This is a genomic window from Streptomyces sp. B15, from assembly GCF_018070605.1.
Lineage (GTDB): Bacteria > Actinomycetota > Actinomycetes > Streptomycetales > Streptomycetaceae > Streptomyces > Streptomyces smyrnaeus.
This window is the reverse complement of record NZ_JAGPXJ010000072.1, coordinates 1-23,500: the sequence shown is the minus strand read 5'-3', so window position 1 is coordinate 23,500 and position 23,500 is coordinate 1. Positions and strand designations below refer to the sequence as shown.

18 protein-coding genes and 1 rRNA gene are annotated in these 23,500 nt (G+C 72.0%); 8 read left to right on the top strand and 11 right to left on the bottom strand.

Annotated elements, in window-relative coordinates:
• Positions 1 to 341: 341 nt before the first annotated feature.
• Positions 342 to 2,171 carry a glycoside hydrolase family 15 protein gene (locus tag KBY19_RS26560; protein WP_099879266.1) on the top strand — a complete coding sequence of 610 codons (1,830 nt, stop codon included), beginning with the start codon at positions 342 to 344 and terminating at the stop codon, positions 2,169 to 2,171.
• 161 nt (positions 2,172 to 2,332) lie between these two features.
• Here the strand turns inward: KBY19_RS26560 and KBY19_RS26555 are convergent, their stop codons facing one another.
• The 8 genes from KBY19_RS26555 to KBY19_RS26520 form a co-directional block, all read right to left on the bottom strand.
• On the bottom strand, positions 2,333 to 3,541 hold the full coding sequence (locus KBY19_RS26555; RefSeq protein ID WP_307843629.1) for a glycosyltransferase family 4 protein: 1,209 nt from the start codon (positions 3,539 to 3,541) through the stop codon (positions 2,333 to 2,335).
• A 245-nt stretch (positions 3,542 to 3,786) separates the two neighbouring features.
• Positions 3,787 to 5,529: a DNA repair protein RecN gene (gene recN / locus KBY19_RS26550; protein ID WP_210966850.1), complete on the bottom strand. Its 1,743-nt coding sequence runs from the start codon at positions 5,527 to 5,529 to the stop codon at positions 3,787 to 3,789.
• Positions 5,530 to 5,658: 129 nt separating this feature from the next.
• Positions 5,659 to 6,606 carry an NAD kinase gene (locus KBY19_RS26545; RefSeq protein ID WP_099879273.1) on the bottom strand — a complete coding sequence of 316 codons (948 nt, stop codon included), beginning with the start codon at positions 6,604 to 6,606 and terminating at the stop codon, positions 5,659 to 5,661.
• Positions 6,607 to 6,656: 50 nt separating this feature from the next.
• Positions 6,657 to 7,463, bottom strand: a complete 807-nt coding sequence (locus tag KBY19_RS26540; RefSeq protein WP_210966849.1) for a TlyA family RNA methyltransferase — start codon at positions 7,461 to 7,463, stop codon at positions 6,657 to 6,659.
• Positions 7,464 to 7,466: 3 nt separating this feature from the next.
• Positions 7,467 to 7,889 carry a hypothetical protein gene (locus KBY19_RS36880; RefSeq protein WP_247691449.1) on the bottom strand — a complete coding sequence of 141 codons (423 nt, stop codon included), beginning with the start codon at positions 7,887 to 7,889 and terminating at the stop codon, positions 7,467 to 7,469.
• A 47-nt stretch (positions 7,890 to 7,936) separates the two neighbouring features.
• A complete protein-coding gene (locus tag KBY19_RS26530; protein ID WP_099879277.1) occupies positions 7,937 to 8,779 on the bottom strand; it encodes an ABC transporter ATP-binding protein in 843 nt (280 codons plus the stop codon).
• Between the two features lie 154 nt (positions 8,780 to 8,933).
• Positions 8,934 to 9,986, bottom strand: a complete 1,053-nt coding sequence (locus KBY19_RS26525) for an iron chelate uptake ABC transporter family permease subunit (protein ID WP_210966848.1) — start codon at positions 9,984 to 9,986, stop codon at positions 8,934 to 8,936.
• The gene (locus tag KBY19_RS26520) at positions 9,983 to 11,002 is read right to left on the bottom strand and encodes an iron chelate uptake ABC transporter family permease subunit (protein WP_307842767.1); all 1,020 of its coding nucleotides are present in this window, start codon (positions 11,000 to 11,002) and stop codon (positions 9,983 to 9,985) included. Before KBY19_RS26520 ends, KBY19_RS26525 begins: the two co-directional genes overlap by 4 nt.
• A gap of 245 nt (positions 11,003 to 11,247) precedes the next feature.
• On the opposite strand from KBY19_RS26520, the gene KBY19_RS26515 reads away from it, so the two are divergent.
• The gene (locus KBY19_RS26515) at positions 11,248 to 12,255 is read left to right on the top strand and encodes an ABC transporter substrate-binding protein (protein ID WP_185016462.1); all 1,008 of its coding nucleotides are present in this window, start codon (positions 11,248 to 11,250) and stop codon (positions 12,253 to 12,255) included.
• A gap of 90 nt (positions 12,256 to 12,345) precedes the next feature.
• Entirely contained in the window at positions 12,346 to 13,260 is a 915-nt protein-coding gene (locus KBY19_RS26510) for a siderophore-interacting protein (RefSeq protein ID WP_210966847.1), read from the top strand.
• 21 nt (positions 13,261 to 13,281) lie between these two features.
• On the opposite strand, the gene KBY19_RS26505 is transcribed toward KBY19_RS26510, so the two are convergent.
• The gene (locus KBY19_RS26505) at positions 13,282 to 14,385 is read right to left on the bottom strand and encodes an HAD hydrolase-like protein (RefSeq protein ID WP_210957577.1); all 1,104 of its coding nucleotides are present in this window, start codon (positions 14,383 to 14,385) and stop codon (positions 13,282 to 13,284) included.
• 156 nt (positions 14,386 to 14,541) lie between these two features.
• Between KBY19_RS26505 and KBY19_RS26500 the strand changes: the two genes are divergently transcribed.
• The 5 genes from KBY19_RS26500 to KBY19_RS26480 all read left to right on the top strand — a co-directional run bounded on the left by KBY19_RS26500 (position 14,542) and on the right by KBY19_RS26480 (position 21,439).
• Entirely contained in the window at positions 14,542 to 15,831 is a 1,290-nt protein-coding gene (locus tag KBY19_RS26500; RefSeq protein ID WP_185016464.1) for a DUF1015 family protein, read from the top strand.
• 241 nt (positions 15,832 to 16,072) lie between these two features.
• Complete coding sequence (locus KBY19_RS26495) at positions 16,073 to 17,617, top strand: aspartate aminotransferase family protein (RefSeq protein ID WP_210966846.1); 1,545 nt, start codon at positions 16,073 to 16,075, stop codon at positions 17,615 to 17,617.
• A 23-nt stretch (positions 17,618 to 17,640) separates the two neighbouring features.
• Positions 17,641 to 19,026 (top strand): lysine N(6)-hydroxylase/L-ornithine N(5)-oxygenase family protein, encoded by a 1,386-nt coding sequence (locus KBY19_RS26490; RefSeq protein ID WP_307843628.1) that lies wholly within the window; start codon positions 17,641 to 17,643, stop codon positions 19,024 to 19,026.
• Positions 19,023 to 19,604, top strand: coding sequence for a GNAT family N-acetyltransferase (locus KBY19_RS26485; protein WP_185016467.1), 582 nt, complete (start codon positions 19,023 to 19,025; stop codon positions 19,602 to 19,604). Before KBY19_RS26490 ends, KBY19_RS26485 begins: the two co-directional genes overlap by 4 nt.
• Positions 19,601 to 21,439 (top strand): IucA/IucC family siderophore biosynthesis protein, encoded by a 1,839-nt coding sequence (locus KBY19_RS26480; RefSeq protein WP_210966844.1) that lies wholly within the window; start codon positions 19,601 to 19,603, stop codon positions 21,437 to 21,439. Before KBY19_RS26485 ends, KBY19_RS26480 begins: the two co-directional genes overlap by 4 nt.
• Positions 21,440 to 21,568: 129 nt before the next feature.
• Here KBY19_RS26480 and KBY19_RS37635 read toward each other — a convergent pair whose 3' ends face one another.
• Positions 21,569 to 22,327, bottom strand: coding sequence for a tetratricopeptide repeat protein (locus KBY19_RS37635; protein ID WP_307842768.1), 759 nt, complete (start codon positions 22,325 to 22,327; stop codon positions 21,569 to 21,571).
• Between the two features lie 1,055 nt (positions 22,328 to 23,382).
• Positions 23,383 to 23,499 (bottom strand): 5S ribosomal RNA (gene rrf / locus KBY19_RS26470).
• Between the last annotated feature and the right edge of the window lies 1 nt (position 23,500).

Here is a 23,500-nt window from a genome sequence, read left to right as displayed (position 1 = left end):
GCTGCGGTTCGGGGGGCTGTCGTCTCGAACACAACGCGTTCGCTCGCCCACCGCTCCACGGGCTACCAGCGTAACAGTGCCGCCGGACCGGTGCGCTTGCCGCCGCTCGCGCCCGGGTCCGCCAAGGGCTGGGCGCGGCCCAGGGTGACAAGGGAGTCGCAGCAGGTGAACGCGGTAGCGAAGGTCACCTAATCGGCGCAGTCGGACTCAGCCGACCGTCGAGCGGAAGGGTTCGCTGCGTCGTATCCTTCACGGACACTTGCCTGGGAACAGGCAGAAACGCACAGGTCATCCAGCACGTCCCGCGGGGGCGTCGCAGTTCGTTGTTCGTTCGACTGGAGATGCACGTGGCTGGGCGCATCGAGGATTACGCACTCATCGGGGATATGCAGACAGCGGCCCTTGTCGGCAGAGACGGCTCGGTCGACTGGCTCTGTCTCCCCCGCTTCGACTCCCATGCGGTGTTCGCCGGCTTGCTCGGCACCGAGGAGCACGGCTTTTGGCGGGTGGGCCCCGCCCACCCGGCCGGCGGGGACCCGCCACGGGCCGACCGCCGCCGCTACCGGGGGGACTCCCTGGTGCTGGAATCGGAGTGGGACACCCCGCGGGGTACCGTCCGGATCATCGACTTCATGCCTCCGCGCGAGAACCACGCACCGCAGCTGGTGCGGATCGTGGAGGGCGTCAGCGGGCGGGTGCGGATGCGCTCGGCGCTGCGGATGCGGTTCTCCTACGGCTGGGTCGTGCCGTGGGTGCACAAGGCGGGAAACCGCACGGTGGCCGTGGCCGGGCCGGACTCGGTCTGGCTGGACACCGAGGCCGACACCTACGGCAAGGACCTGACGACCTACTCCGACTTCACCGTCGGCCCGGGCGACCGGGTGGCGTTCACCATCAGCTGGGAGGCCTCCCACCGGGCCGCGCCGGAGCTTCCGGAGCCGGAGGAGGCGCTGCGCACCACCGAGGACTTCTGGCGCGAGTGGGTCGAGACGTGCACGTACCACGGGCCCTACCGGGAGGCCGTGGTCCGCTCGCTGATCACGCTCAAGGCACTGACCTACGCGCCCACCGGTGGGATCGTGGCCGCGCCGACCACCTCGCTGCCCGAGGAGATCGGGGGGATGCGGAACTGGGACTACCGCTTCACCTGGCTCAGGGACGCGGCCATCACCCTCTCCTCCCTCCTGCGCACCGGCTACCGCGAGGAGGCGCGCGCCTGGCGCGAATGGCTGCTGCGCGCGGTGGCGGGCGACCCGGAGAACCTTCAGATCATGTACGGCATCGCGGGCGAACGCGAGCTGTCCGAGGCCGAGTTGAGCTGGCTGCCGGGGTACGAGGGCTCCAAGCCGGTGCGGGTGGGCAACGGCGCCGCCGGCCAGCTCCAGCTCGATGTGTACGGCGAGATGGTCGAGGCGCTGCATCTGGGCCATATGACGGGCCTGGCGCGCAACGACTACGCCCAGCTCCTCCAGCTCAAGCTGATCGGCTATCTGGAGAACCACTGGGAGGAGAAGGACGAGGGCATCTGGGAGGTGCGCGGCCCGCGCCGGCACTTCGTGCACTCGAAGGTGATGGCGTGGGTGGCCGTCGACCGTACGGTCAAGCTCATCGAGTCCGGTGATGTGGACGGGCCGCTGGAGCGCTGGCGCGCCCTGCGGGACGAGATCCACCGCCAGGTCTGCGAGAAGGGCTACGACAAGGAACGCAACACCTTCACCCAGTCCTACGGCTCCAAGGAGCTGGACGCCTCCTTGCTGCTGATCCCTCAGATGGGCTTTCTGCCGCCGGACGACAAGCGGGTCATCGGCACCATCGAGGCCATCCAGCGGGAGCTGACGACCGAGGACGGCTTCGTGCTGCGCTACCCCACCAGCAGCGAGGGGGGCGCCGACGGCGCGGCGGAGAACGTGGACGGGCTCGAGGGTGAGGAAGGTGCCTTCCTGGCCTGCTCGTTCTGGCTCGCCGACGACCTGGCGATGATCGGGCGGGTGGACGAGGCCCGGAAGCTGTTCGAGAAGCTGCTGGCCCTGCGCAACGACGTGGGCCTGCTCGCCGAGGAGTGGGACTCGGCCCGCCAGCGGCAGGTCGGCAACTTCCCGCAGGCGTTCAGCCACGTGCCGCTGATCGACACGGCACTGCGGCTGACGGCGTCGGGCGCGTACGGAGTCTGATTCGAGGGGCCCCTTTCTGCGCGTTGAGGGGCCCCTTTCTGCGCGTTGAGGGGCCCCTTTCTGCGCGTTGCAGACTGCCCCCGGACCCCGTCCGGGGGCACTCCCAGGCAGCAGGGCGGGCAAGCGCAGCCCACCCTGCGGGGCCACGCATCATGCGACGGTCAGCCCAGGAGCTCGTCGTAGACAGTCAGCACCTGCGCGGCCACCTGGTCCTCGGTGGGCCAGGTCCGCGCCTGGGCGCGGCCCGCCGCGGCGAGCTCGGCGCGCCGGCCGGGATCGGCGAGCAGACCGAGCACGGCCGAGGACAGCGAGTCGGCGTCCCCGCAGGGCACCAGCACGGCGGCGGAGCCGACAAGCTCCGGTACCCCGCCGCCGTCGGCGGCGACCAGCGGCACCCCCGCCCGCAGGGCCTCCTGCGCCACCAGCGAATGGCCCCAGCAGCGGGCAGGCAGCAGGGCGATGTCGGCGCCCGCCAGCAGTCGCAGCGCGTCGCTGCGTCTCCCCAGCAGCCGTACGGGCAGCTTCTCCTCGTCGATACGGCGCTGCAGCGCGGCCCTCTCGGGGCCTTCTCCCGCGACGGCGAGCAGCGGTGCGGGGGTCAGTCCGCGCCAGGCCCGCGAGGCCGTCAGCGCGGTGTCGTGGCCCAGCTGCCGGTCCAGCCTGCCGACGGCGACGACCAGGGGGCGGTCCAGGGCGCCCATGCCCGCGCGTGTCTTGTGCCGCAGCATCTGCCGGTCGTCCGCGCTCTCCTCCTCCGGCTGCCGCGCGGCACCGGTCAGCGGGACGGGGGCCTGGGCGAGCCGCGCGTCGCGGGCACCGCTGCGGCGCGCCATGTCGACCAGTTCGGTGGTGGCGCCCAGGACGACGGTGGCGGCGCGGGCCACCCGCCGTACGAGCAGCCGGGTCACCAGTTCGCGGGCGGCGTCCGCGCGGGAGGTGTGCTCGGGCCGGGCCCGCCACGGCAGGGTGTGCCAGGTGACGACGAGCGGCAGCTCGCCGCGCCGTCCGCCGAGCGCGAGGGCCGCCAGCAGTCCGGCCCGCAGGCCGTGCGCATGGACCAGGTCGGCGTCGGCGCAGACGGTGCGCAGCCGGGCCGCCGCGTCCGCCTCCGTACGGCCCGGCAGGGCGGCGAACGCCGCGCCGGTCTCCCTGAAGGCGTGCCGCAGCGGGCCGTCGTGGCGAGTGCACACGGTCACCCGCACCCCGCGTGCGATCAGTCCCTGGGCGAGGGAGCGCGTGTGCGCCGCCGTACGCGCCGAGGGTGCCCCGGCCCCGTCGGTCACCGGGCCGCCGCCGAGCACGTGCACGGCGTGCGGCGGGCGCGCGCCGACCGCAGGCCGACGCGGCGCGTGGGGACGGCTCGGGCTCACGGCAGGCGGACTCCCTGGGTCGGTCGGGGCGGGGCCTGCCCAGGATGCCAGGCGAGGGCGACCCATCGCGCCGCCGTACGGCCCGACGAGCCGCCACAGCAGGGCGCGGACCTGACGGTCTCACTCACACGAGTGACGGCGCTCGTAAATCAGCCACGCGCCCCTCAAGAAGCGCGCACGCTCCTTTGTGCGTCAAGGCGCCCCGCTGCCGGTACGGGGCGGGGCCCATGCTCGTCCGTCGGACCTCAGATGCCGGTGCGGGCCGCTTCCAGGAGTTCCTCGGCGTGCGCGCGGGCGAGTTCGGAGTCCTCCTGCCCGGCGAGCATCCGGGACAGCTCGCGCACCCGGTCCTCGCCCTCCATGGCCTGTACACCGCTGCGGGTCACCGAGCCGTCGTCGGTCTTCTGCACCACCAGATGGCGGTCGGCGAACGCGGCCACCTGCGGCAGATGCGTGACCACCACCACCTGCGCCGACTTGGCCAGCCGCGCCAGCCTGCGGCCGACCTCGACCGCCGCCTTGCCACCGACGCCGGCGTCCACCTCGTCGAAGAGATAGGTCGGCACCGGGTCGGAGTCGGCGAAGACGACCTCCACGGCGAGCATCACCCGGGACAGCTCGCCACCGGAGGCGCCCTTGGCGATCGGCCTGGGCGGGGCGCCCGGGTGCGGGGCGAGCAGCAGCTCGACCTCGTCGGTGCCGTGCGGCCCGAAGGCCAGGGTGCGCCCGTCGACGTCGAGCCCTTCCGGGTCCTCGGTGTGCTTGAGTTCGAAGGTGACGCGGGCGTGCGGCATGGCCAGCTCGGTCAGCTCCTCGGTGACCGCGTCCGCGAACCGCTTGGCGGCGTCCGCGCGCGCCTCGGTGAGCGTACGGGCGAGCGAGGCGAGTTCGGTCCGGAGCGCGTCCCGCTCGGCTCCCAGTTCACCGATCCGGTCGTCGTCGCCCTCCAGCTCCGCCAGCCGCTCTGCGCTGTGCTCGGCCCAGGCCAGCACGGCGGTGATGTCCTCGCCGTACTTGCGGGTCAGCTGCCCGAGCGCGGCGCGGCGCTCCTCGACGGCGGCGAGGCGGAGCGGGTCGGCGTCCAGGTTGTCGGCGTATCCGGCGAGTTCGCCCGCGATGTCGGAGAGCAGGATGTGCACCTCGCCCAGCCGTTCGGCCAGCGCGGCCAGCGCCGGGTCGTGCGAGCGGACCGCCTCCAGGGCGCGGTGGGAACCGCCGACGAGGGTGGCGGCGTCGACGCCCTCCGGGTCGGCGGGGTCACCGGCCAGCGCACCGTGCGCGGTGGTGGCGGCCGAGGCCAGCGCCTCGGCGTGGCCCAGCCGTTCGGCCTCGGCCGCGAGTTCGGCGTCCTCACCGGGCCGGGGGTCGGCGGCCTCCACCTCCTGGATACCGAAGCGGAGCATGTCCGCTTCCTGCGCGCGCTCACGGGCACGCGTCGTCAGCTCGGTCAGCTCGGCCGTGACGGTACGCAGCCTGCGGTAGGCCTCCTGGTAGGCGGCCAGCGGCCGGGCCACGGACCGACCCGCGTAGCGGTCCAGCGCCTCGCGCTGCCGCGCCGCCCGCAGCAGGCCCTGCTGGTCGGTCTGGCCGTGCACGGCCACCAGGTCGTCACTCAGCTCCGCCAGCAGCCCGACCGGCACCGAACGGCCGCCCACGTGCGCCCGCGAGCGGCCTTCGGCCGAGACCGTCCGGCTGACCAACAGGGCGCCCTCGTCGAGCTCGGCTCCCGCCTCCTCGGCGCGACGCGCGGCCGCAGCGCCCGGCGCGAGAGCGATCCGGCCCTCGACGAGGGCCGACTTGGCACCGACCCGGACGAGCCCGGCATCGGCACGCCCTCCGAGCAGCAGCCCGAGGCTCGTGACGACCATGGTCTTACCGGCTCCGGTCTCGCCGGTCACCGCGGTGAAGCCGGGCGACAGCTCGACAACGGCGTCGTCGATCACGCCCAGGGCTTTGATCCGCATCTCCTCCAACACGGATACGACCATACGAGGTCTCCTCGTGTCGGCCACACCTGTGGTCGGGGTGGTAGCCGGATCGTGGGGCGGTACGCGATATCGCGCCACTGCGGGTTGCCATGACTTATCCGTTTTCTCCCTCCGGGTCCGCGGTCCGCACTACCGGGGCGCCCCGCGCCAGCCCGTGACCGGCAGCGCGAACTTGGCCACCAGGCGGTCCGTGAACGAGGCGTGGTGCAGCCGCGCCAGCCGCACCGGCACCGCGCCGCGCCGCACCTCCACCCGGGCACCGGCCGGCAGCTCGACGCTGCGCCGCCCGTCGGCCCACAGCACCCCGTGCGGCGTCTGCGGCTGCACCTCGACGGCCAGCACCGAATCGGGCGCGGTCACCAGGGGCTTGGCGAACAGCGCGTGGGCGCTGATCGGCACCATCAACAGCGCCTCCACCTCGGGCCACACCACGGGCCCACCGGCGGAGAAGGCGTACGCCGTGGACCCGGTGGGGCTGGCGCACACCACGCCGTCACCGCCGAAGCTGGAGACGGGGCGGCCGTCGACCTCGATGACGACCTCCAGCATCCGCTCGCGGGCCGCCTTCTCGACGGAGATCTCGTTGAGCGCCCAGTCGGCGTGCACGATGTGGCCGTTGCCCGGGCTGTGCGTGCCGTGGCCGCCGTTGCGCACCAGCACATCGAGGGTCATCCGCTCCTCGACCTCGTAGGCGCGGGAGACGACCCGGTCCACAACCTTGTCCAGATCGTCCCGCTCGGCCTCCGCGAGGAACCCGACCCGGCCGAGGTTGACGCCGAGCATCGGCACCCCCGAGGCGCGGGCGAACTCGGCACCGCGCAGCAGTGTCCCGTCACCGCCGAGCACCACCAGCAGCTCACAGCCCTCGGCGGCGTCCGGCTTGGCCGTCACCGTCTGCACCCGGTCGGGCAGCGGCAGGTCGACTGCCTCGTCGACGAGCACCCGCACTCCGATCCCGCAGCGCAGCAGCCCCTGGACGACCAGTTCGGCGCTGCGCACGGCGGCGGGTCTGCCCGTGTGCGCGAGGAGGAAGACCGTTCGGTCCCCGTCCTCGGCGGCGGCGTCCCGGGCGCTCACCCGACCGGACACCGGGGGCTGTGCTGGCTGCGTAGCTCGGCTGTCCTCGGTCACTTGGGCCCCTCCGCCACCGCTCGCTCGACTTCGGCCGGGTCGAGGTCGTCGGCCCCGGCGCGCAGCCACAGAAAGTATTCGACGTTTCCCCAAGGCCCGGGCAGTGGGCTCGAGGTGACGCCCAGTGCGCCCAGACCCAGGGCCGCCGCGTGTCCGGCGACCGTACGCACGGCCTCGGCACGCAGCTGGGGGCTGCGCACGACACCGCCGCTGCCCAGCCGTTCCCTGCCCACTTCGAACTGTGGTTTCACCATCAGAACCAGATCCGCCTCGGGTACGGCGCAGCGGACCAGCGCGGGCAGCACGAGCCCCAGGGGGATGAACGACAGATCACCGACGACGAGTTCCACCGGCTCGCCGCCGATGTCCTCCACCGTCAGTTCCCGGACATTGGTGCGGTCCTTGACGGTGACCCGGGAGTCGCTCCGCAGGGACCAGGCGAGCTGCCCGTAGCCCACGTCCACGGCGACGACGTGGCCCGCACCGGCGCGCAGCAGCACATCGGTGAAGCCGCCCGTGGAGGCCCCCGCGTCCAGCGCGCGCCGATCCGCCACCCGTAGCCCGCGCGGCACGAAGGCCTCCAGCGCCCCGGCGAGCTTGTGGCCGCCGCGGGAGACATAGTCCGGATCGCTCTCGTCGGTCTTGACGACCAGGGCGGCGCTGGTCTCGACCTGGGTGGCCGGTTTGGCGGCCACATTGCCCCCGATCGTGACCCGCCCCGCGGCGATCAACTGGCCGGCGTGCTCCCGTGAACGGGCGAGGTTGCGGCGCACCAGCTCCGCGTCGAGTCGGCGTCGTGCCACGGCTCAGCTCCGGGGTGTGTGAGGACGGTCCAGCGCGGCCAGGCTCTCGCGCAGGCCGCGGTGGACATCTTCGTACACCTCCGGATGGCCGGAGACGGCGAGGTGGTCGGCGTCCTCCAGCCGCTTGAGCTGGGCGTCGACGGCGCCGTACCCAGTGGGGCGCACGCCCACGCCGAGGGGCCGCGGGCCGTCGTCGACTTCGGCTTCCCCGGCTTCGCCGGCTTGGTCGGCCGGCTCCTGGTCGCCGCCGGCGCCCTCGGCCCCTTCGGCGGGCGCCGGCGGGGCCTGCCCGACCTCGGCTGCCGAGGCCTGCTCGTCCCGCCCGTGCGGCTGCTGCGCTGTCTCGTCGTACCGCTCGGTGCCGCCTGCCGAGAGGTGCTGCTCGGGGGCGTGCCCGTGCCCGGGTCCCTGCGCGAACTCGCTCATGCCCCGACGCTACCTCCCGGGTGTGACAGACCCCCGGGTCCGACGGCTCAGCGCCGCGCCGCGGGCACCACCAGCGGGGTGCCGGTCTCCGGGTCGTCGATGACGCGGCAGGGCATCCCGAAGACCTCCTCGACCAGCTTCGAGGTGACCACCTCACCGGGCTCCCCCTGCGCCACGACGCGGCCGTCCCGCATGGCGATCAGATGGGTGGCGTAGCGGGCGGCGTGGTTGAGGTCGTGCAGCACGGCGACGAGCGTGCGGCCCTCCTCCTCGTGCAACCGCGCGCACAGGTCGAGGATCTCGATCTGGTGCGCGATGTCGAGATAGGTGGTGGGCTCGTCCAGCAGCAGCAGCGGCGTCTGCTGGGCCAGCGCCATCGCGATCCAGACGCGCTGCCGCTGGCCGCCGGAGAGTTCGTCCACGAAGCGGTCACCGAGGCCGTCGACGCCGGTCGCCGCCATGGAGGCGGCCACCACCCGCTCGTCGTCCCGCGACCACTGGCGCAGCAGCCCCTGGTGCGGGTAGCGCCCCCGGGCCACCAGATCGGCGACGGTGATCCCGTCGGGCGCGGTGGACGACTGGGGCAGCAGGCCCAGGGTGCGGGCGAGCGCCTTGGCGGGCATGCCCGCGATGTCGTTGCCGTCCAGGAGCACCTGCCCCTGGACGGGCTTGAGCATCCGCGAGAGGGCGCGCAGCAGTGTGGACTTGCCGCAGGCGTTGGGGCCCACGACGACCGTGAACGACTGGTCGGGCACGGCGACGTCGAGCTCGCGGGCGATGGTGCGCTGGTCGTAGGCGAGGGTGAGTCCGTTCCCGGTCAGCCGGGGCGCGCCGCTCGCCGTGGCAGCGCCGTCGGAGGCCGGCTCCTTGTTCTCCGTCGCGGTCTTCATCGTTTCCCCGCCTCCGTTGTGTGCGTGCTTTCCTGAGTGGGTCCGGGCCGGACGTGGTCATTTCGGCCCAAACGATTCCGCCGCGACGGCGCCGCGCCACGACGGCGAGGGTCCGGCGGTGGGCCGGCGACCGCGCCCGGCACGTTGGACTCGCTCATATCCGCCCCGCCCTGCGCTCGGTGGCCAGCAGCCACACCAGGTATCCGCCGCCCAGCACTCCGGTGATCACGCCGACGGGGAGCTGGTGCTCTCCGAAGGCCCGCTGGGCCACCAGATCGGCGCAGATCAGCAGCGCGGCGCCCATGCACAGGGAGGGCAGCAGATTGGGGCCCGGCGCCTTCGTCAGCCGCCGGGCGAGCTGGGGCGCGGTCAGCGCGACGAAGGAGACGGGTCCCGCGGCCGCGGCCGACAGCGCCACCAACAGCACCCCGGCCGCCAACAGCGTGAGCCGGACGCGTTCGACGCGGACGCCGAGCGCGTAGGCGGCGTCGTCGCCCATCTCCATCATCCGCAGGGCGCGTCCGCAGCCGAGCAGCACCAGCGGGACGAGCACCACCATGCCGCTGGTCTGCGGCATGACGTCGTCCCATCCGCGCCCGTCCAGGCTTCCGGTCATCCACAGCACGGCCCGGGAGGCCTCGGTGATGCCCGCGCGGGTGATGAGATAGCTGTTGACGCCGGTCAGGATGGCGGTGGCGCCGACCCCGACGAGCACCAGCCGGTAGCCGTGCATGCCGCGCTTCCAGGCGAGGGCGTAGATCAGCGTGCCGGTGACGACGGCACCGGCGACGGCGCCGCCCGCCAGCAGTGCGCTGCTGCCGCCGGCGAGGAAGATGACCAACAGCGCTCCGGCCGCGGCCCCGTTGGTGAAGCCGAGGATGTCGGGGCTGCCGAGCGGGTTGCGGACGACGGCCTGGAAGACGGCGCCGCACAGTCCCAGGCCGGCGCCGACGAGCAGCGCGGTCACGGTACGGGGCAGCCGTAGTTCGTTGACGATGAAGGCGTCGGCCGTGTCGCCCCCTCCGAGCAGGGTGCGCACGACGTCGCCGGGCGCCATCGGGTATTCGCCGCTGCCGATCGCGAACACGGCGGCGACGAGCGCGAGCACCAGGCAGCCGATGCCGACGAGCAGGGCGCGCGGCCGGTAGTTGACGGAGAGGCCGCCGGGGGTGCGGATGACGCTTTCCCGGGTCGGGGTGAGGCTCATGCGTGGGCCACCCTCCGCCTGCGTACGAAGTAGAGGAAGAACGGGCCGCCCACCACGACGGTCACGATGCCGACCTGGAGCTCGCTGGGCCGGCCCAGGACGCGGCCGAGGATGTCGGCGCCGAGCAGCAGCACGGGCGCCAGGATCGCGCAGTACGGCAGCATCCAGCGCTGGTCGGGGCCGGTGAGCGCGCGCACCATGTGCGGCACCATCAGCCCGACGAAGACGATGGGGCCGCAGGCGGCGGTGGCGGCGCCGCACAGCAGGGTGATGGACACGATGGCGGCGGCGCGGGTCCGGGCGGGCCGGGAGCCGAGGGCGCGTGCCGCGTCGTCGCCGAGGGCGAGGGCGTTGAGCGGCCGGGCCAGGATCAGCGCGATCAGGGCGCCGACGGCGATGAAGGGCAGCGCCGAGACGACCGTCGCGTCCTGGGCGCGGGCGAGCGAGCCGACCATCCAGAACCGCATCCGGTCCAGCGAGGCGGTGTCCAGGAGCTGAACGGCGCTCACGTACGAGATCAGCGCGGCGTTCAGAGCCGTGCCCGCGAGGGCGAGCCGGGCCGGGGTGGCGCCGCGCCCGCCGCCGACGGCGTAGACGAGGACGGAGACGGCGGCGGCGCCGAGGAAGGCGAAGCCGATGTAGCCGGTGTATCCGGCGACGCCGAAGAAGGAGATGGCGGTGACGACGGCGGCCGCGGCGCCCGCGTTGATGCCCAGCAGGCCGGGGTCGGCCAGCGGGTTGCGGGTGAGCGCCTGCATGACACCGCCCGCCAGACCGAGCGCGGCACCGGCGAGCAGGCCGAGGAGGGTGCGCGGCAGTCGCATCTCGTGAACGACCGTGTAGCTCGCCGAGCCGCTGTCGACGAGCCCCGACCACGCCTCGCCCAGCGAGAGCGGACGAGCGCCGAAGGCGAGGCTGAGGAAGACGACGAGCAGCAGGACGAGTGCGGCGGCCAGCAGCCCGGCGGCCCGCGCGAGCGGGGCCCGGGCGCGGACGGGCTGTTCCTGGCCGGCCACCGACTGCTCCTGCCCGGCCGCTGAACCCCCTTGGACCTGCGGGGACTTGGTGAGAGTCACGTACGCGCTCCGGTCGGGGCCGGGGAAATCGGGGTGCCCGGCCACTGGACAACAACAACTTTGGTTAGGTTAGCCTAACTGCGAACTCGGCCCCACGGCCGCCCCGCTTGTACGTCCGCGGCTGCCCGCGGCTCGTCCCCCGTACGTCGAGAGAAGGCCAGAAAAAAATGCCCAGCTCCTCCCCTATGTCCCACCTTTCACGCCGCGGTCTGCTGGCCGCGGGCGGCGCCGCCGGTCTCGGCGCACTGCTCGCCGCCTGCGGAAGTGACTCCGGCTCCGGTTCGGGTGATGACTCGAAGGGCAAGGGCTGGTCCTTCACCGACGACCGCGAGAAGAAGGTCACCCTGGACGCCGTTCCCGAGCGGATCGTCGCCTACACGGCCACCGCCGCCGCGCTGTGGGACTTCGGCGTGCGCGACAAGGTCGTCGGCGTCTTCGGCCCGACCAAGAAGAAGAACGGCGAGCCCGATGTGCTCGCCGGCGAGATGGACATCTCCAAGATGAAGATCATCGGCAACGCGTTCGGCGAGTTCGACCTGGAGAAGTACGCCAAGCTCCGTCCCCAGCTGCTGATCAGCAACATGTACCTCAAGGACGCGCTCTTCTACGTCCCGGACGAGAGCAAGGACAAGATCTACAAGCTCGCGCCCCAGGTGGCCATGAAGGCGGCGGGCATCCCGATGGACGAGGTCATCCGGCAGTACGCGAAGCTCGCCGAGTCCCTGGGCGCGGAGGTGAAGGCCAAGTCCGTCACGGACGCCAAGGCCCGCTTCGAGAAGGCGGCCGAGCGGGTGCGCAAGACCGCCAAGAGCGGCATCCGCGTCATGGCCGCCGCCGGGGCGCCCGACCTGTTCTACGTCTCCGACCCCGACGCCAGCACCGACCTGCAGTACTTCAAGCAGCTCGGCGTCGACCTCGTGAAGCCCGAGAAGCTCAGCAAGCAGGGCTTCTTCGAGGAACTGAGCTGGGAGAACGCCGACAAGTACAAGGCCGACCTGATCATTCTGGACAACCGCACCCAGTCCCTGCAGCCCAAGGCCCTCAAGTCGAAGCCGTCCTGGAACGATCTGCCGGCCGTCAAGGCGGGCCAGGTCGCCGGATGGGCAGCCGAACCGCGCTTCTCCTACGCGGGCGCCGCACCACTGCTGGAAGACCTCGCGGAGGCGATCGAGAAGGCCAAGAAGGTCCGCTGACGCACCGCCCCGTCCACTGACGGGCCCGGCCCACCCCGCGCACGCACCCGCGCACCGCCGAATCCATCCACTTCGTCAGGAGCAGACACGATGAGCACGGTCAGCACGGCGCAGTCCGCGCCCTCCACCGTTCCGTTCGAGTTCTTCGAACTGCACGTCGTACGGACCCGCCGACTGGGTCCGACCATGCTGCGCGTCACCTTCGGGGGCGAGAAGCTGGATCGTTTCGCCTCCGGCGGCCGGGACCAGCGCTTCAAACTGTTCCTGCCGCAGCCCGGGCAGACCGCGCCCGTGGTGCCGGTGGACGCCGGTGAGAACTGGTTCACCGAGTGGCGCGCCATGGACGAGAGCATCCGCGGCATCATGCGCAGCTACACCGTGCGGGCGCTGCGCAGGGGCAGCGAGTACGGCCTGGGGGCACCTTCCGGCAGGACGCCGGGCGTGGACGAGCTGGACGTCGACTTCGCGCTGCACGGCGAGACCGGCCCGGCCTCCCGCTGGGCGCTGCGGGCCATGCCCGGGGACCGGGTGACCCTGCTCGGGCCGGTCGTCGAGGACAACGCCGGCGTCGACTTCCGGCCGCCCGAGGGCACCGACTGGGTGCTGCTGAGCGGCGACGAGACGGCGCTGCCCGCCATCGGCGCCATCCTGGAGTGGCTGCCGGCCGGGATGCCGGTCCGGGTCTTCGCGGAGGTTCCGCACCGCGAGGACGTCCAGGACCTGCCGACCCTCTCGGACGCGCGGATCACCTGGCTGGTACGGGACGAAGCGGCCACCGCTTCGCGGTCGGAGCGGATGGTCGAGTCCGTACGCGGCGCTCAGCTGCCGACGGGCACGCCGTACGCCTGGCTCGCGGGGGAGGCAGGCACCGTCAAGGCGCTGCGGCGGCACCTGGTGGGCGAGCGCGGGTTCGACCGCCGCGCTGTGAAGTTCACCGGCTACTGGCGACTGGGCGCGACGGAGGAGCAGCTGGTGGCGGAGGCCCTCGCGGGCTCCGCCGGTTGAGGCACCGGCCCGGCTCGGGCCTCAGAACCCGAGCCGGGCCAGAGCCTTGTCCGGATCCAGTCGGCACTCCCCGGTCCCCGCCGCCGTCCAGGCCGCCCCGCACAGGGCGCGCAGCCCGTCCATCGGATCGCCGTCGCCCCGCAGTGTCAGCTGCTCCGCGTCCGCGTGCGCCGTCCAGCCACCGCAGCTGAACCCCGCATCGGCGTCCCCCGTCACCTGCGGCTGGGGCTCCAGCAGGCCCCGCAGGTCGCGGGCCACGTAGGTGGGCCGGTGCACGGGCCGGGCGGCGAGCAGTTGGGCGGCGTCGGTCACTCCGGTCAGTACGAGAAGCGAGTCCACGCGCCCCGCGTGCGCCCCCTCGATGTCGGTGTCGAGCCGGTCGCCGACCACCAACGGCCGCCGCGCGCCGGTGCGCAGGATGGACTCCCGGTGCATGGGCGGCAGCGGCTTGCCCGCGACGACGGGCTCGGGCGGGATCCGCATCCACCGGGTGGCGATGCGGACGACTTCCACCGCCGAGCCGTTGCCCGGCGCGATGCCCCGCCCGCTGGGGATCGTCAGATCGGTGTTGGAAGCGAACCAGGGCACTTGGCGCTGCACGGCGAGCGCCGCCTCGATCAGCCGCCCCCACTCCATGGTGGGCCCGCCGTACCCCTGCACCACGGCCGCGGGTTCCTCGTCGGCCGTCTCGACGACCGTCAGCCCCCGCTCCTCCAGCGCGACCCGCAACCCGTCGGCGCCGACGGCCAGTACGCGCGCGCCACGCGGCACCCGCTCGGCGATCAGGCGGGCGACGGCCTGCGCGGAAGTGACGACCTCGTCCGCCTTCGCGGGCACCCCCAACTCCGTCAGATGCGCCGCGACGGTCTGCGGGGTGCGGGCGGCGTTGTTCGTCACATACGCCAGCCGCAGACCGCTCCGGCGCGCCGCCGCCAGCGAGTCGACCGCGTGCGGCACGGCCTCTCCCCCGGCGTACACGACCCCGTCCAGGTCCAGCAGCGCCGTGTCGTAGGCGGTGTGCAGCGCGCTCTCGCCGGCCCGCGGGCCCGCCGACGGTGCTGTCGCGGCGGTGTCGGCAACGGGGGCGTCGGCGGCGGGGGTGCCGCCGGCGGGACTGTGGTGCATGAGGGGTCGCTCCTTGTGCTCTCTCCCGGGTACGCGCAGACCGTGACCGGCCCTGGCGCCGTGGACGATCCTCTCGTACACCCCCGCCCGCTCCGCACCCCTGCGCCCCCTGTGCCCCGCTCCACCGGGTGACGGGCACGGGCATACCATGCACAGATGACCGTCCGAGGACTGAGACTCGCCCCGTTCCGGGGGCTGCGCTACGCGCCGGAGAGGGTCAGCAGCCTCGCTGCCGTCACCTCGCCGCCGTACGACGTGGTGGTCAGGCCCGATGGGCTGCGTCATCTGGAGACGGCGGACCCGTACAACATCGTGCGGCTCATCCTCCCGCAGACCGAGGACCCGGCGGCCCGGCACCGCCAGGCGGCCGAGACACTGCGCCGCTGGCAGGCCGACGGGGTGCTGGCCCGCGATCCGCACCCGGCGCTGTACGTCTACGAGCAGCGCAAGGGCGATCTGCTGCAGCGCGGTCTCATCGGCGCCCTGCGGCTGTCGGCCCCCGAGGAGGGCGTCGTCCTTCCGCACGAGGGAGTGATAGACGAGGTCGTCGCCGACCGCGCCGATCTGATGCGCGAGATGGCCGCCAACCCCGAGCCGCTGCTGCTGTCCTACCGCGGCGACGGCACCCGTACCGGTGCGACCGCGGTCATCGAGCGCGCGACACGCGACGCGCCGCTGATGGCGACGACCACCGAGGACGGCTTCGCACACCGGCTGTGGGCCGTCACGGACCCGGCCGAACTCGCCGAGGTGGACGCCGAACTCTCCCGGCACAGCGCCCTGATCGCCGACGGCCACCACCGCTGGGCGACCTATCTGCGGCTGCGTGCCGAGCAGGGCGGCCCTACCGGGGAATCGCCGTGGGACTACGGCCTGGTCCTGCTGGTCGACACGGCGCGGTACCCCCTCCAGGTGCGGGCCATCCACCGGGTGCTGCCGAGACTTCCGCTCAAGCGCGCCCTCGACCTCCTCGACCGGGCGGGCGCCGCGTACGGACAGGACGGCGCCTTCCGCGTGCGTACGCTGGAGGCGCCGCTGGACGAGGCGCTGGAGGAGTTGGAGGACACGGCGGGGAACGCGTTCCTGCTGACCGAGGGCGAGGGCGTCTTCCACCTGCTCGACCGGCCCTCCCCCGCGCTGCTGGCCCGTACGGTCGATGCGCGGCAGCCGGTGGCGTGGCGGCAGTTGGACGCCACGGTGCTGCACTCGACCTTGCTGGACACCATCTGGCAGGTACCCGACCGTCCCGAGGACATCGGCTATCTGCACCACGTCGAGGCGGCCGTTGAGCAGGCGGCGGCGCACGGCGGTACGGCCGTACTGCTGCGGTCCGTTCCGGAGTCGACGGTGCGGGGGCTGGCCGAACAGGGCATCACGATGCCCCGCAAGTCCACCTCCTTCGGCCCCAAGCCCGCGACCGGGCTGGTGCTCCGCACGCTTTCCTGAGCTTCCGGGACTTCCTGGCCTTCTTGACCGCCGCGTCCGTCCGGCCTCGCTGTCCAGGCCCGCATGTCTCGGAGGTCCTCCTGTCCCGGGCCCCGGTTTTCGGCCCACGGTCCCGCCTCCGGGCCCCTCCGTGCGGCCGCCCAGGGCCCCCTTGCGCGCCGACGAGTGGTGCTGGTTAGGCTAGCCTTACCTGACCGCGCGAGTCGCGCGGTGTGCCACGTCCGTGTCAGGAGGACACTTCATGAGCAGCAGGTCCCACCTGCTCAACGACAGGACAGCGGAGCACTACAGGCGCTCCCTCACGCACGGCGTCGAGCGGGTCGCCGCCAAACTCGCCGGCGCCGAACAGCCGTTCACCGGCGTCACGCCGGCCGAGCTCGCCCCCACCGTCTCCGCTGTGGATCTGGAGAAACCCCTGGGCACAGCGAGCGAGGCGCTGGACGAACTGGAGCGCGTATACCTCCGCGACGCCGTCTACTTCCACCACCCGCGCTATCTCGCGCACCTCAACTGCCCCGTGGTCATACCGGCCGTGCTCGGCGAGGCCGTCATCGCGGCCGTCAACTCCTCGCAGGACACCTGGGACCAGAGCGCGGGCGGCACCCTGATCGAGCGCCGCCTGGTCGAATGGACGGCGCAGCGCATCGGCTTCGGCCCCTCGGCCGACGGTATCTTCACCAGCGGAGGCTCCCAGTCCAACCTTCAGGCTCTGCTGCTCGCCCGCGAGGAGACCTGCCGTCTCGTACGCAAGAACTCCGAGACGGCGCTGAGCACTCCGCAGATCCTGCCGAAGCTGCGCATTCTGACCTCCGAGTGCAGCCACTTCAGCATCGAGAAGTCAGCCGTTCTGCTGGGTCTGGGCCCCGAGGCCGTCGTCCCGGTGCCCTGCGACGAGCAGCGCCGGATGCGCGTCGACGCGCTGGCCGACCTGATGGAGCGCTGCGAGCGCGCGGGAGAGACGGTGATGGCCGTCGTCGCCACGGCGGGCACCACGGACTTCGGCAGCATCGACCCGCTGCCCGCCCTCGCCGAGCTGTGTGAACAGACGGGCGTGTGGCTGCACGTGGACGCCGCCTACGGTTGCGGCCTGCTCACCTCGCAGCGCCGCCGCGCGCTGCTGGACGGTGTCGAGCGCGCCGACTCGGTGACCGTCGACTACCACAAGTCCTTCTTCCAGCCGGTCAGCTCCAGCGCCGTACTCGTACGCGACCGGGACACGCTGCGCCATGTCACCTACTACGCCGACTACCTCAACCCGGCGCGCAGCGTGGAGAAGGAGATCCCCAACCAGGTCGACAAGTCGATCCAGACCACGCGCCGGTTCGACGCGCTCAAGCTCTGGATGACGCTGCGTGTGATGGGCGCCGACGCGCTCGGTGAGCTCTTCGACGAGGTCGTCGACCGCGCCGCCGACGCCTGGCGGCTGCTGGCGGGCGACGAGCGGTTCGAGGTCGTCGTCGAGCCCCAACTCTCCACCCTCGTCTTCCGCTGTCTGCCCCCGGAACGGCAGCGGTCCCAGGACGGGGACGAGGAGACGCTGACCGACCGGGCCAATCTGTACGCCCGCGACGCGCTGTTCGCCTCCGGCGAGGCCATCGTCGCCGGAACCGTGGTCGACGGCCGCCACTACCTCAAGTTCACCCTGCTCAACCCGGAGACCTCGCTGGCCGACATCGCCACGGTCCTCGATCTGATCGCCGCGCACGCCGACCAGTACGCCGAGCAGCAGACCGCCCAGCGGACCGCTGCCCCCTCACCCGCCCTCAGCGCCGCCCAGGCATGCTGACCGACCCCCCACGGAGCCCCCACGTGACTCCCTCCAGCACCCGCCCGGCCGATGCGCCCGTACACGATTTCGTCGCCATCGGCCTGGGCCCCTTCAACCTGGGCCTCGCCTGTCTGACCGCGCCGATACCGGAGCTCGACGGCGTCTTCCTGGACGACAAGCCGGAGTTCAACTGGCACCCCGGCATGATGCTGGACGACAGCACGCTGCAGACCCCGTTCCTGTCGGACCTGGTCACGCTCGCCGACCCCACCTCGCCGTTCTCCTTCCTCAACTACCTCAAGGAATCCGGCCGGCTGTACTCGTTCTACATACGCGAGAGCTTCTATCCGCTCCGCGCCGAGTTCAGCGACTACTGCGCCTGGGCCGCGGACCGCCTCGGCGAGACCGTACGCTTCGGCCACCGCGTCACCACCGTGGAGTACGACGAGAGCGACGGCCTCTACACCGTCCACGCCGAGCGGCTGCCCGGCGGCGAGCACCGCACCTTCCGCACCCGGAAACTCGTCCTGGGCACCGGCACCCCGCCCTACCTCCCCGAACCCTGCCAGAACCTGGGCGGCGACCTGATCCACAACTCCCGCTATCTGGAGCACAAGGAAGCCCTCCAGCGGAAGAAGAGCATCACCCTCGTCGGCAGCGGCCAGAGCGCGGCGGAGATCTACTACGACCTCCTCCAGGACATCGACAGGTACGACTACTCCCTCACCTGGCTCACCCGCTCCCCCCGGTTCTTCCCCCTCGAATACACCAAGCTGACACTGGAGATGACCTCGCCGGAGTACGTGGACTACTTCCACTCCCTCCCGCCCGACACCCGCGACAGCCTGGTCGCCTCGCAGAAGAACCTCTACAAGGGCATCAACTCCGAGCTGATCGACGCCATCTTCGACCTGCTCTACCAGAAGAACCGCCGCTCGCCCTGCCCGACCCGGCTGATGACCAACACCGCGCTCACCGACGCCTCGTACGACGAGTCGAGCGGCACCTACACCCTCGGGCTGCGCCAGGAGGAGCAGAAGCGCGACTTCAGCCTCACCACGGAGGGGCTGGTCCTGGCCACCGGCTACCGCTACCAGCGGCCCGCCTTCCTCGACCCGATCGCCGACCGCATCGAGTGGGACGCCCGCGGCCGCTTCGACGTACGCCGCGACTACAGCGTCGACACCACCGGCCGGCAGATCTACGTCCAGAACGCGGAGCTGCACACCCACGGCTTCGTCGCCCCCGACCTGGGCATGGCCGCCTACCGCAACTCCTGCATCATCCGCGAGCTGCTCGGCCGCGAGGTCTACCCCGTCGAGAAGTCCATCGCCTTCCAGGAGTTCAGCGCACCCACCGACGACACCCCGGGAAACCACCGCGCCCCGGTGTCGACGGACCCGTCCGATCTGGAGGCAGCGCTGTGACCACCGCGGACACCATCCTCTTCACCCGCGTCGACGACGCGCTGGGCACCTTCTCCCTCCGCCCCGTCGACGCGCTCACCGACGCCGAGCTGCTGCACCGCTGGGTGACCCACCCCAAATCCGCCTTCTACCTGCTCCAGGACGCCACCCTGCCGCAGGTGGAGCGCGAGTTCATGAGCATCGCGGCCTCGGCGCACCACGACGCCTTCCTCGGCTTCCACAACGGCGAGCCGGCCTTCCTCATGGAACGCTACGACCCCCGCCATGTGGAGCTGGCCGGGCTCTACCCGCACCAGACCGGCGACGTCGGCATGCACTTTCTGTGCGCACCCGCCGAACAGCCCGTCCACGGCTTCACCCGCGCCGTCATCACCACCGTCATGGCGATGCTCTTCTCCGACCCGGACACCCACCGCGTCGTCGTCGAGCCCGACGTCCGCAACACCGCCGTGCACGCACTCAACGAAGCGGTCGGCTTCCAGGTCGATTCCACCCTCACCAAACCGGAGAAAGAAGCCCTGCTCAGCTTCTGCACCCGCGAGCAGTTCCGGACCGCCACTGGAGTGACTTCCGCATGACCCTCCCCAGCACACCCCTGCAGACCCAGCAGACCCAGCAGACCCAGCAGACCCAGCTGAACGACGCCGTCAGCCATCTCACCCCCGAACGGTGGGCCCGGGCCACCCGGCTCCTCGTCCGCAAAGCACTGGCCGAGTTCACCCACGAGCGGCTGCTGAGACCGACACCGCTGGACGACGGCGAGAACCGCTACGCGGTCCGCTCCGACGACGGCGCCACCGAGTACCGCTTCGCCGCCCGCCGCTTCGCCCTCGACCATTGGCAGGTCGACGCCGACAGCGTCACCCGCCACCGCGACGGCGCCGAACTCCCGCTGGACGCCCTCGCCTTCATCACCGAGCTGCGCACCACGCTGGGACTCGGCGAGGAGATCCTCCCCGTCTACCTGGAGGAGATCAGCTCCACCCTGGCCAGCACCGCCTACAAACTGGCGGCCCCCGAGGTCACCGCGGCACAGCTGGCCGCGGCCGGCTTCCAGGACATCGAGTCCGGCATGACCGAGGGCCACCCCTGCTTCGTCGCCAACAACGGCCGCCTCGGCTTCGACATCGCCGAGTACCGCGCCTACGCCCCCGAGGCCGCCGCGCCGGTACGGCTGGTCTGGGTCGCCGCGCGCCGTGACCGCGCCACCTTCACCGCCTGCGCGGACCTCGGCTACGACAAACTGCTGCTCACCGAGTTGTCCGCCGCCACCCTGCGCCGCTTCTCCGCCGCCATGACCGAGCAGGGCCTGGAGTTGGACGACTACTACCTCCTGCCGGTCCACCCCTGGCAGTGGTGGAACAAGCTGTCGGTGACCTTCGCCGCCGAGATCGCCCAGCGCAATCTGGTCTGCCTCGGCCACGGCGACGACGAACACCTGGCCCAGCAGTCCATCCGCACCTTCTTCAACGCCACCAACCCGGCCAAGCACTATGTGAAGACCGCCCTCTCGGTCCTCAACATGGGCTTTGTCCGCGGGCTGTCCGCCGCCTACATGGAAGCCACCCCCGCCATCAACGACTGGCTGGCCGAACTGGTGGCCGGCGACGAGATCCTGCGCGACACCGGGCTGGGGGTGCTGCGCGAACGCGCCGCCGTCGGCTACCACCCCGCCCCCTACGAGGCAGCCGCCCCCAAGGGCTCCCCCTACCTCAAAATGCTCGCCGCCCTGTGGCGTGAGAGCCCGGTACCGTTCCTGAACGAGGGCGAGAAGCCCGCCACCATGGCGTCGCTCCTGCACATCGACCGCGACGGCAACTCACTCGCCGCCGCGCTCATCGAAGGCTCGGGCCTGGAGCCCACCGAGTGGCTCCGCTCCTATCTGCACGCCTATCTGACGCCGCTCCTGCACTCGTTCTACGCCTACGACCTGGTCTTCATGCCGCACGGCGAGAACGTGATCCTGGTCTTGGACGAGCACGGCGTCCCGCGCCGCGCGCTCTTCAAGGACCTGGCCGAGGAGATCGCCGTCATGAGCCAGGACGCCGAACTGCCGCCCGAGGTGGAACGCATCCGCGCGGACGTCCCCGAGGACATGAAGATCCTCTCCCTGTTCACCGACGTCTTCGACTGCTTCTTCCGCTTCCTCGCCCCCACCCTCGACGCCGCCGGCGTGCTGGACGAGGCGACCTTCTGGTCGACGGTGGCCGACGTGGTGAAGAGCTACCAGAAGTCGACCCCCCATCTGGCGGCCCGCCACGCCCGGTACGACCTGTTCGCCGACGAGTTCGCCCTCTCCTGCCTCAACCGCCTCCAGCTGCGCAACAACCAGCAGATGGTCGACCTCCAGGACCCGGCCGGCGCCCTCCAGCTGACCGGCACGCTGAAGAACCCGCTCGCCCCGCACAGGTAGGCCGCACACCGGCGGTAGACCGTCGACGAAAGCCGAGAAAAAGGGCGGACCCCCGCGCGGGGATCCGCCCTTCGGCTCTTCGCTTCAGCTCTTCGTTTCAGCTCTTCGTCTCGGCGCGCTGCTGAGGACTCAGTCCTTGGACTCCGTCTCACCGGAGGCCGCCTCGTCCGCCTCGTCCGCCTCGAAGTCCTCGACCTCCTCGTCGAGGGCGTCGATGAACTCCACACCATCCAGCTCGGCGAGCCGGTCGGAGGCGTCGGTCAACCCGCCCTGATCCGCCTCCAGCGCCTTGGCGAACCACTCGCGTGCCTCGTCCTGCCGACCGACCTCCAGCAGAGCGTCCGCGTACGCATAGCGCAGCCGGGCCGTCCACGGCTGTATGGAATTGGAGGCCAGCTCCGGACTCTGCAGCGTCACCACCGCGGCGTCCGGCTGCCCCATGTCACGGCGGGCCCCGGCGGCAACCAGCCGCATCTCGACCTGCCCCGCCTTGTCGAGCTTGTGCACCTCGGGCTCGCCCGCCATCGCCAGCGCCTTCTCCGGACGTCCCAGCCCACGCTCGCAGTCGGCCATCACCGGCCACAGGTGCTGGAGTCCGGTCATCCGCCGGGCGGCCCGGAACTCGGCCAGCGCCTCGGAGTACTTCTGCACCCCGTACGCCGCGAATCCGGCGGCCTCCCGCACGGACGGCACCCGCGACGCGAGCCGCAGCGCCACCTTCGCGTACGCGTACGCCTGCTCGGGCTCCTCGTCCAGCAACCGCGCCACCATCACCAGGTTGCGCGCGACATCCTCCGCCAACGTCTTCGGCAGGCTCATCAGCTCCTGCTTGACGTCCTTGTCCAGCTCCTCGCCGGTGACGTCCTCGTCGATCGGAAGCCGCCGCAGCGGCTCGCGGTCCGGGCGCTCCCGGCCGCCCCGGTCACGGTCCCGGTCCCCGCGCCCGTACGGCGGCCGGTCCCGGTCCCCGCCACGCCGGAAGCCGCCACCGCCGCCACGGTTGTCATCCCGCCGGAAGCCGCCACCACGGCGCTCGTCGCGCCGGTCGTCGCGCCGGTCGTCCCTTCCACGTCCGCCGCCCTGGCCGTACGGCCGCCGACCCGCGCGGTCGTCCTCACGGCGCGGCCCCCGGCCGCCCTGCGGCCTCCCGCCGTCCCGGTCGTCCCGGCGGTACGGCGTGCGCTCGCGATCGCGGTCGTCCCGCTGTGGCCGGTCCCCCCGGTAGCCCCCGCGCCGGTCGTCCCGCCGCTCGGGGCGGCCCCTGTCGTCACGGCCCCTGTCATCACGCCGGAAATCCGAACGTCCCCGGTTGTCACCGCGGCCGCGGTTGTCCCGATCCCGGTCGCCGTCTCGGCCGCGGGGGTCTCCGCCGCGCTGCGATGGGCCCCGCTCGTCACGACGGTCGTCCCGCCTGTCGTCCCGGCGGTCGTCGCGGCGGAAGCCGGGGCCACCCTGGCCACCGGCACGTCCACGGCGGTCGTCACGCCCGCGGTTGTCGAACCCCCGCTCACCGCGCGGCCGGTCCTCCCGACGGCGATCGTCGCCCCGTCGCTCGTCACCCCGGCGGTCATCCCTGCGGAACCCGCCGGAGGAGCCGCCTCGCTCATCGCGCCGGAAGCCTCCACCGGCACGGCCACCGTCCTCCCGCCTGGGCCCGCGAGCACGCTCGCGGCCGTCGCTGGTGCGCGGGGCGGACTGTCGGGGCCGGCGTTCGGCGCGGCCGCGGTCGCGGTCGTCGGAGGAGCTGGGGGACATGAGGACTCCTGTCTGCGTGCCTGCACGTCGATTCTCGCGCAGGCGGTGGAACAGCGCTCTTCGAAAAAGCGGAAGGAAAAAGAGAGGGTCAGTGGAGGACAAGGGGACAAGGAACAAAGGACAAGGGAAAAACAAAAGGCCCTTGGCCTCCAGCGCATGCACGCTGGAGGCCAAGGGCCTCAAAGATTGTTCGGCGGCGTCCTACTCTCCCACACACTCCCGCATGCAGTACCATCGGCGCTGAAAGGCTTAGCTTCCGGGTTCGGAATGTAACCGGGCGTTTCCCTCACGCTATGACCACCGAAA

Coding starts and splice junctions, on each gene's coding strand:
- KBY19_RS26500 (WP_185016464.1), top strand. CDS start 14,542: ATGACCGTCCGAGGACTGAGACTCGCCCCGTTCCGGGGGCTGCGCTAC.
- KBY19_RS26515 (WP_185016462.1), top strand. CDS start 11,248: ATGTCCCACCTTTCACGCCGCGGTCTGCTGGCCGCGGGCGGCGCCGCC.
- KBY19_RS26505 (WP_210957577.1), bottom strand. CDS start 14,385: ATGCACCACAGTCCCGCCGGCGGCACCCCCGCCGCCGACGCCCCCGTT.
- KBY19_RS26495 (WP_210966846.1), top strand. CDS start 16,073: ATGAGCAGCAGGTCCCACCTGCTCAACGACAGGACAGCGGAGCACTAC.
- KBY19_RS26530 (WP_099879277.1), bottom strand. CDS start 8,779: ATGAAGACCGCGACGGAGAACAAGGAGCCGGCCTCCGACGGCGCTGCC.
- KBY19_RS26525 (WP_210966848.1), bottom strand. CDS start 9,986: ATGAGCCTCACCCCGACCCGGGAAAGCGTCATCCGCACCCCCGGCGGC.
- KBY19_RS26480 (WP_210966844.1), top strand. CDS start 19,601: ATGACCCTCCCCAGCACACCCCTGCAGACCCAGCAGACCCAGCAGACC.
- KBY19_RS26510 (WP_210966847.1), top strand. CDS start 12,346: ATGAGCACGGTCAGCACGGCGCAGTCCGCGCCCTCCACCGTTCCGTTC.
- KBY19_RS26560 (WP_099879266.1), top strand. CDS start 342: ATGCACGTGGCTGGGCGCATCGAGGATTACGCACTCATCGGGGATATG.
- recN (WP_210966850.1), bottom strand. CDS start 5,529: ATGGTCGTATCCGTGTTGGAGGAGATGCGGATCAAAGCCCTGGGCGTG.
- KBY19_RS36880 (WP_247691449.1), bottom strand. CDS start 7,889: ATGAGCGAGTTCGCGCAGGGACCCGGGCACGGGCACGCCCCCGAGCAG.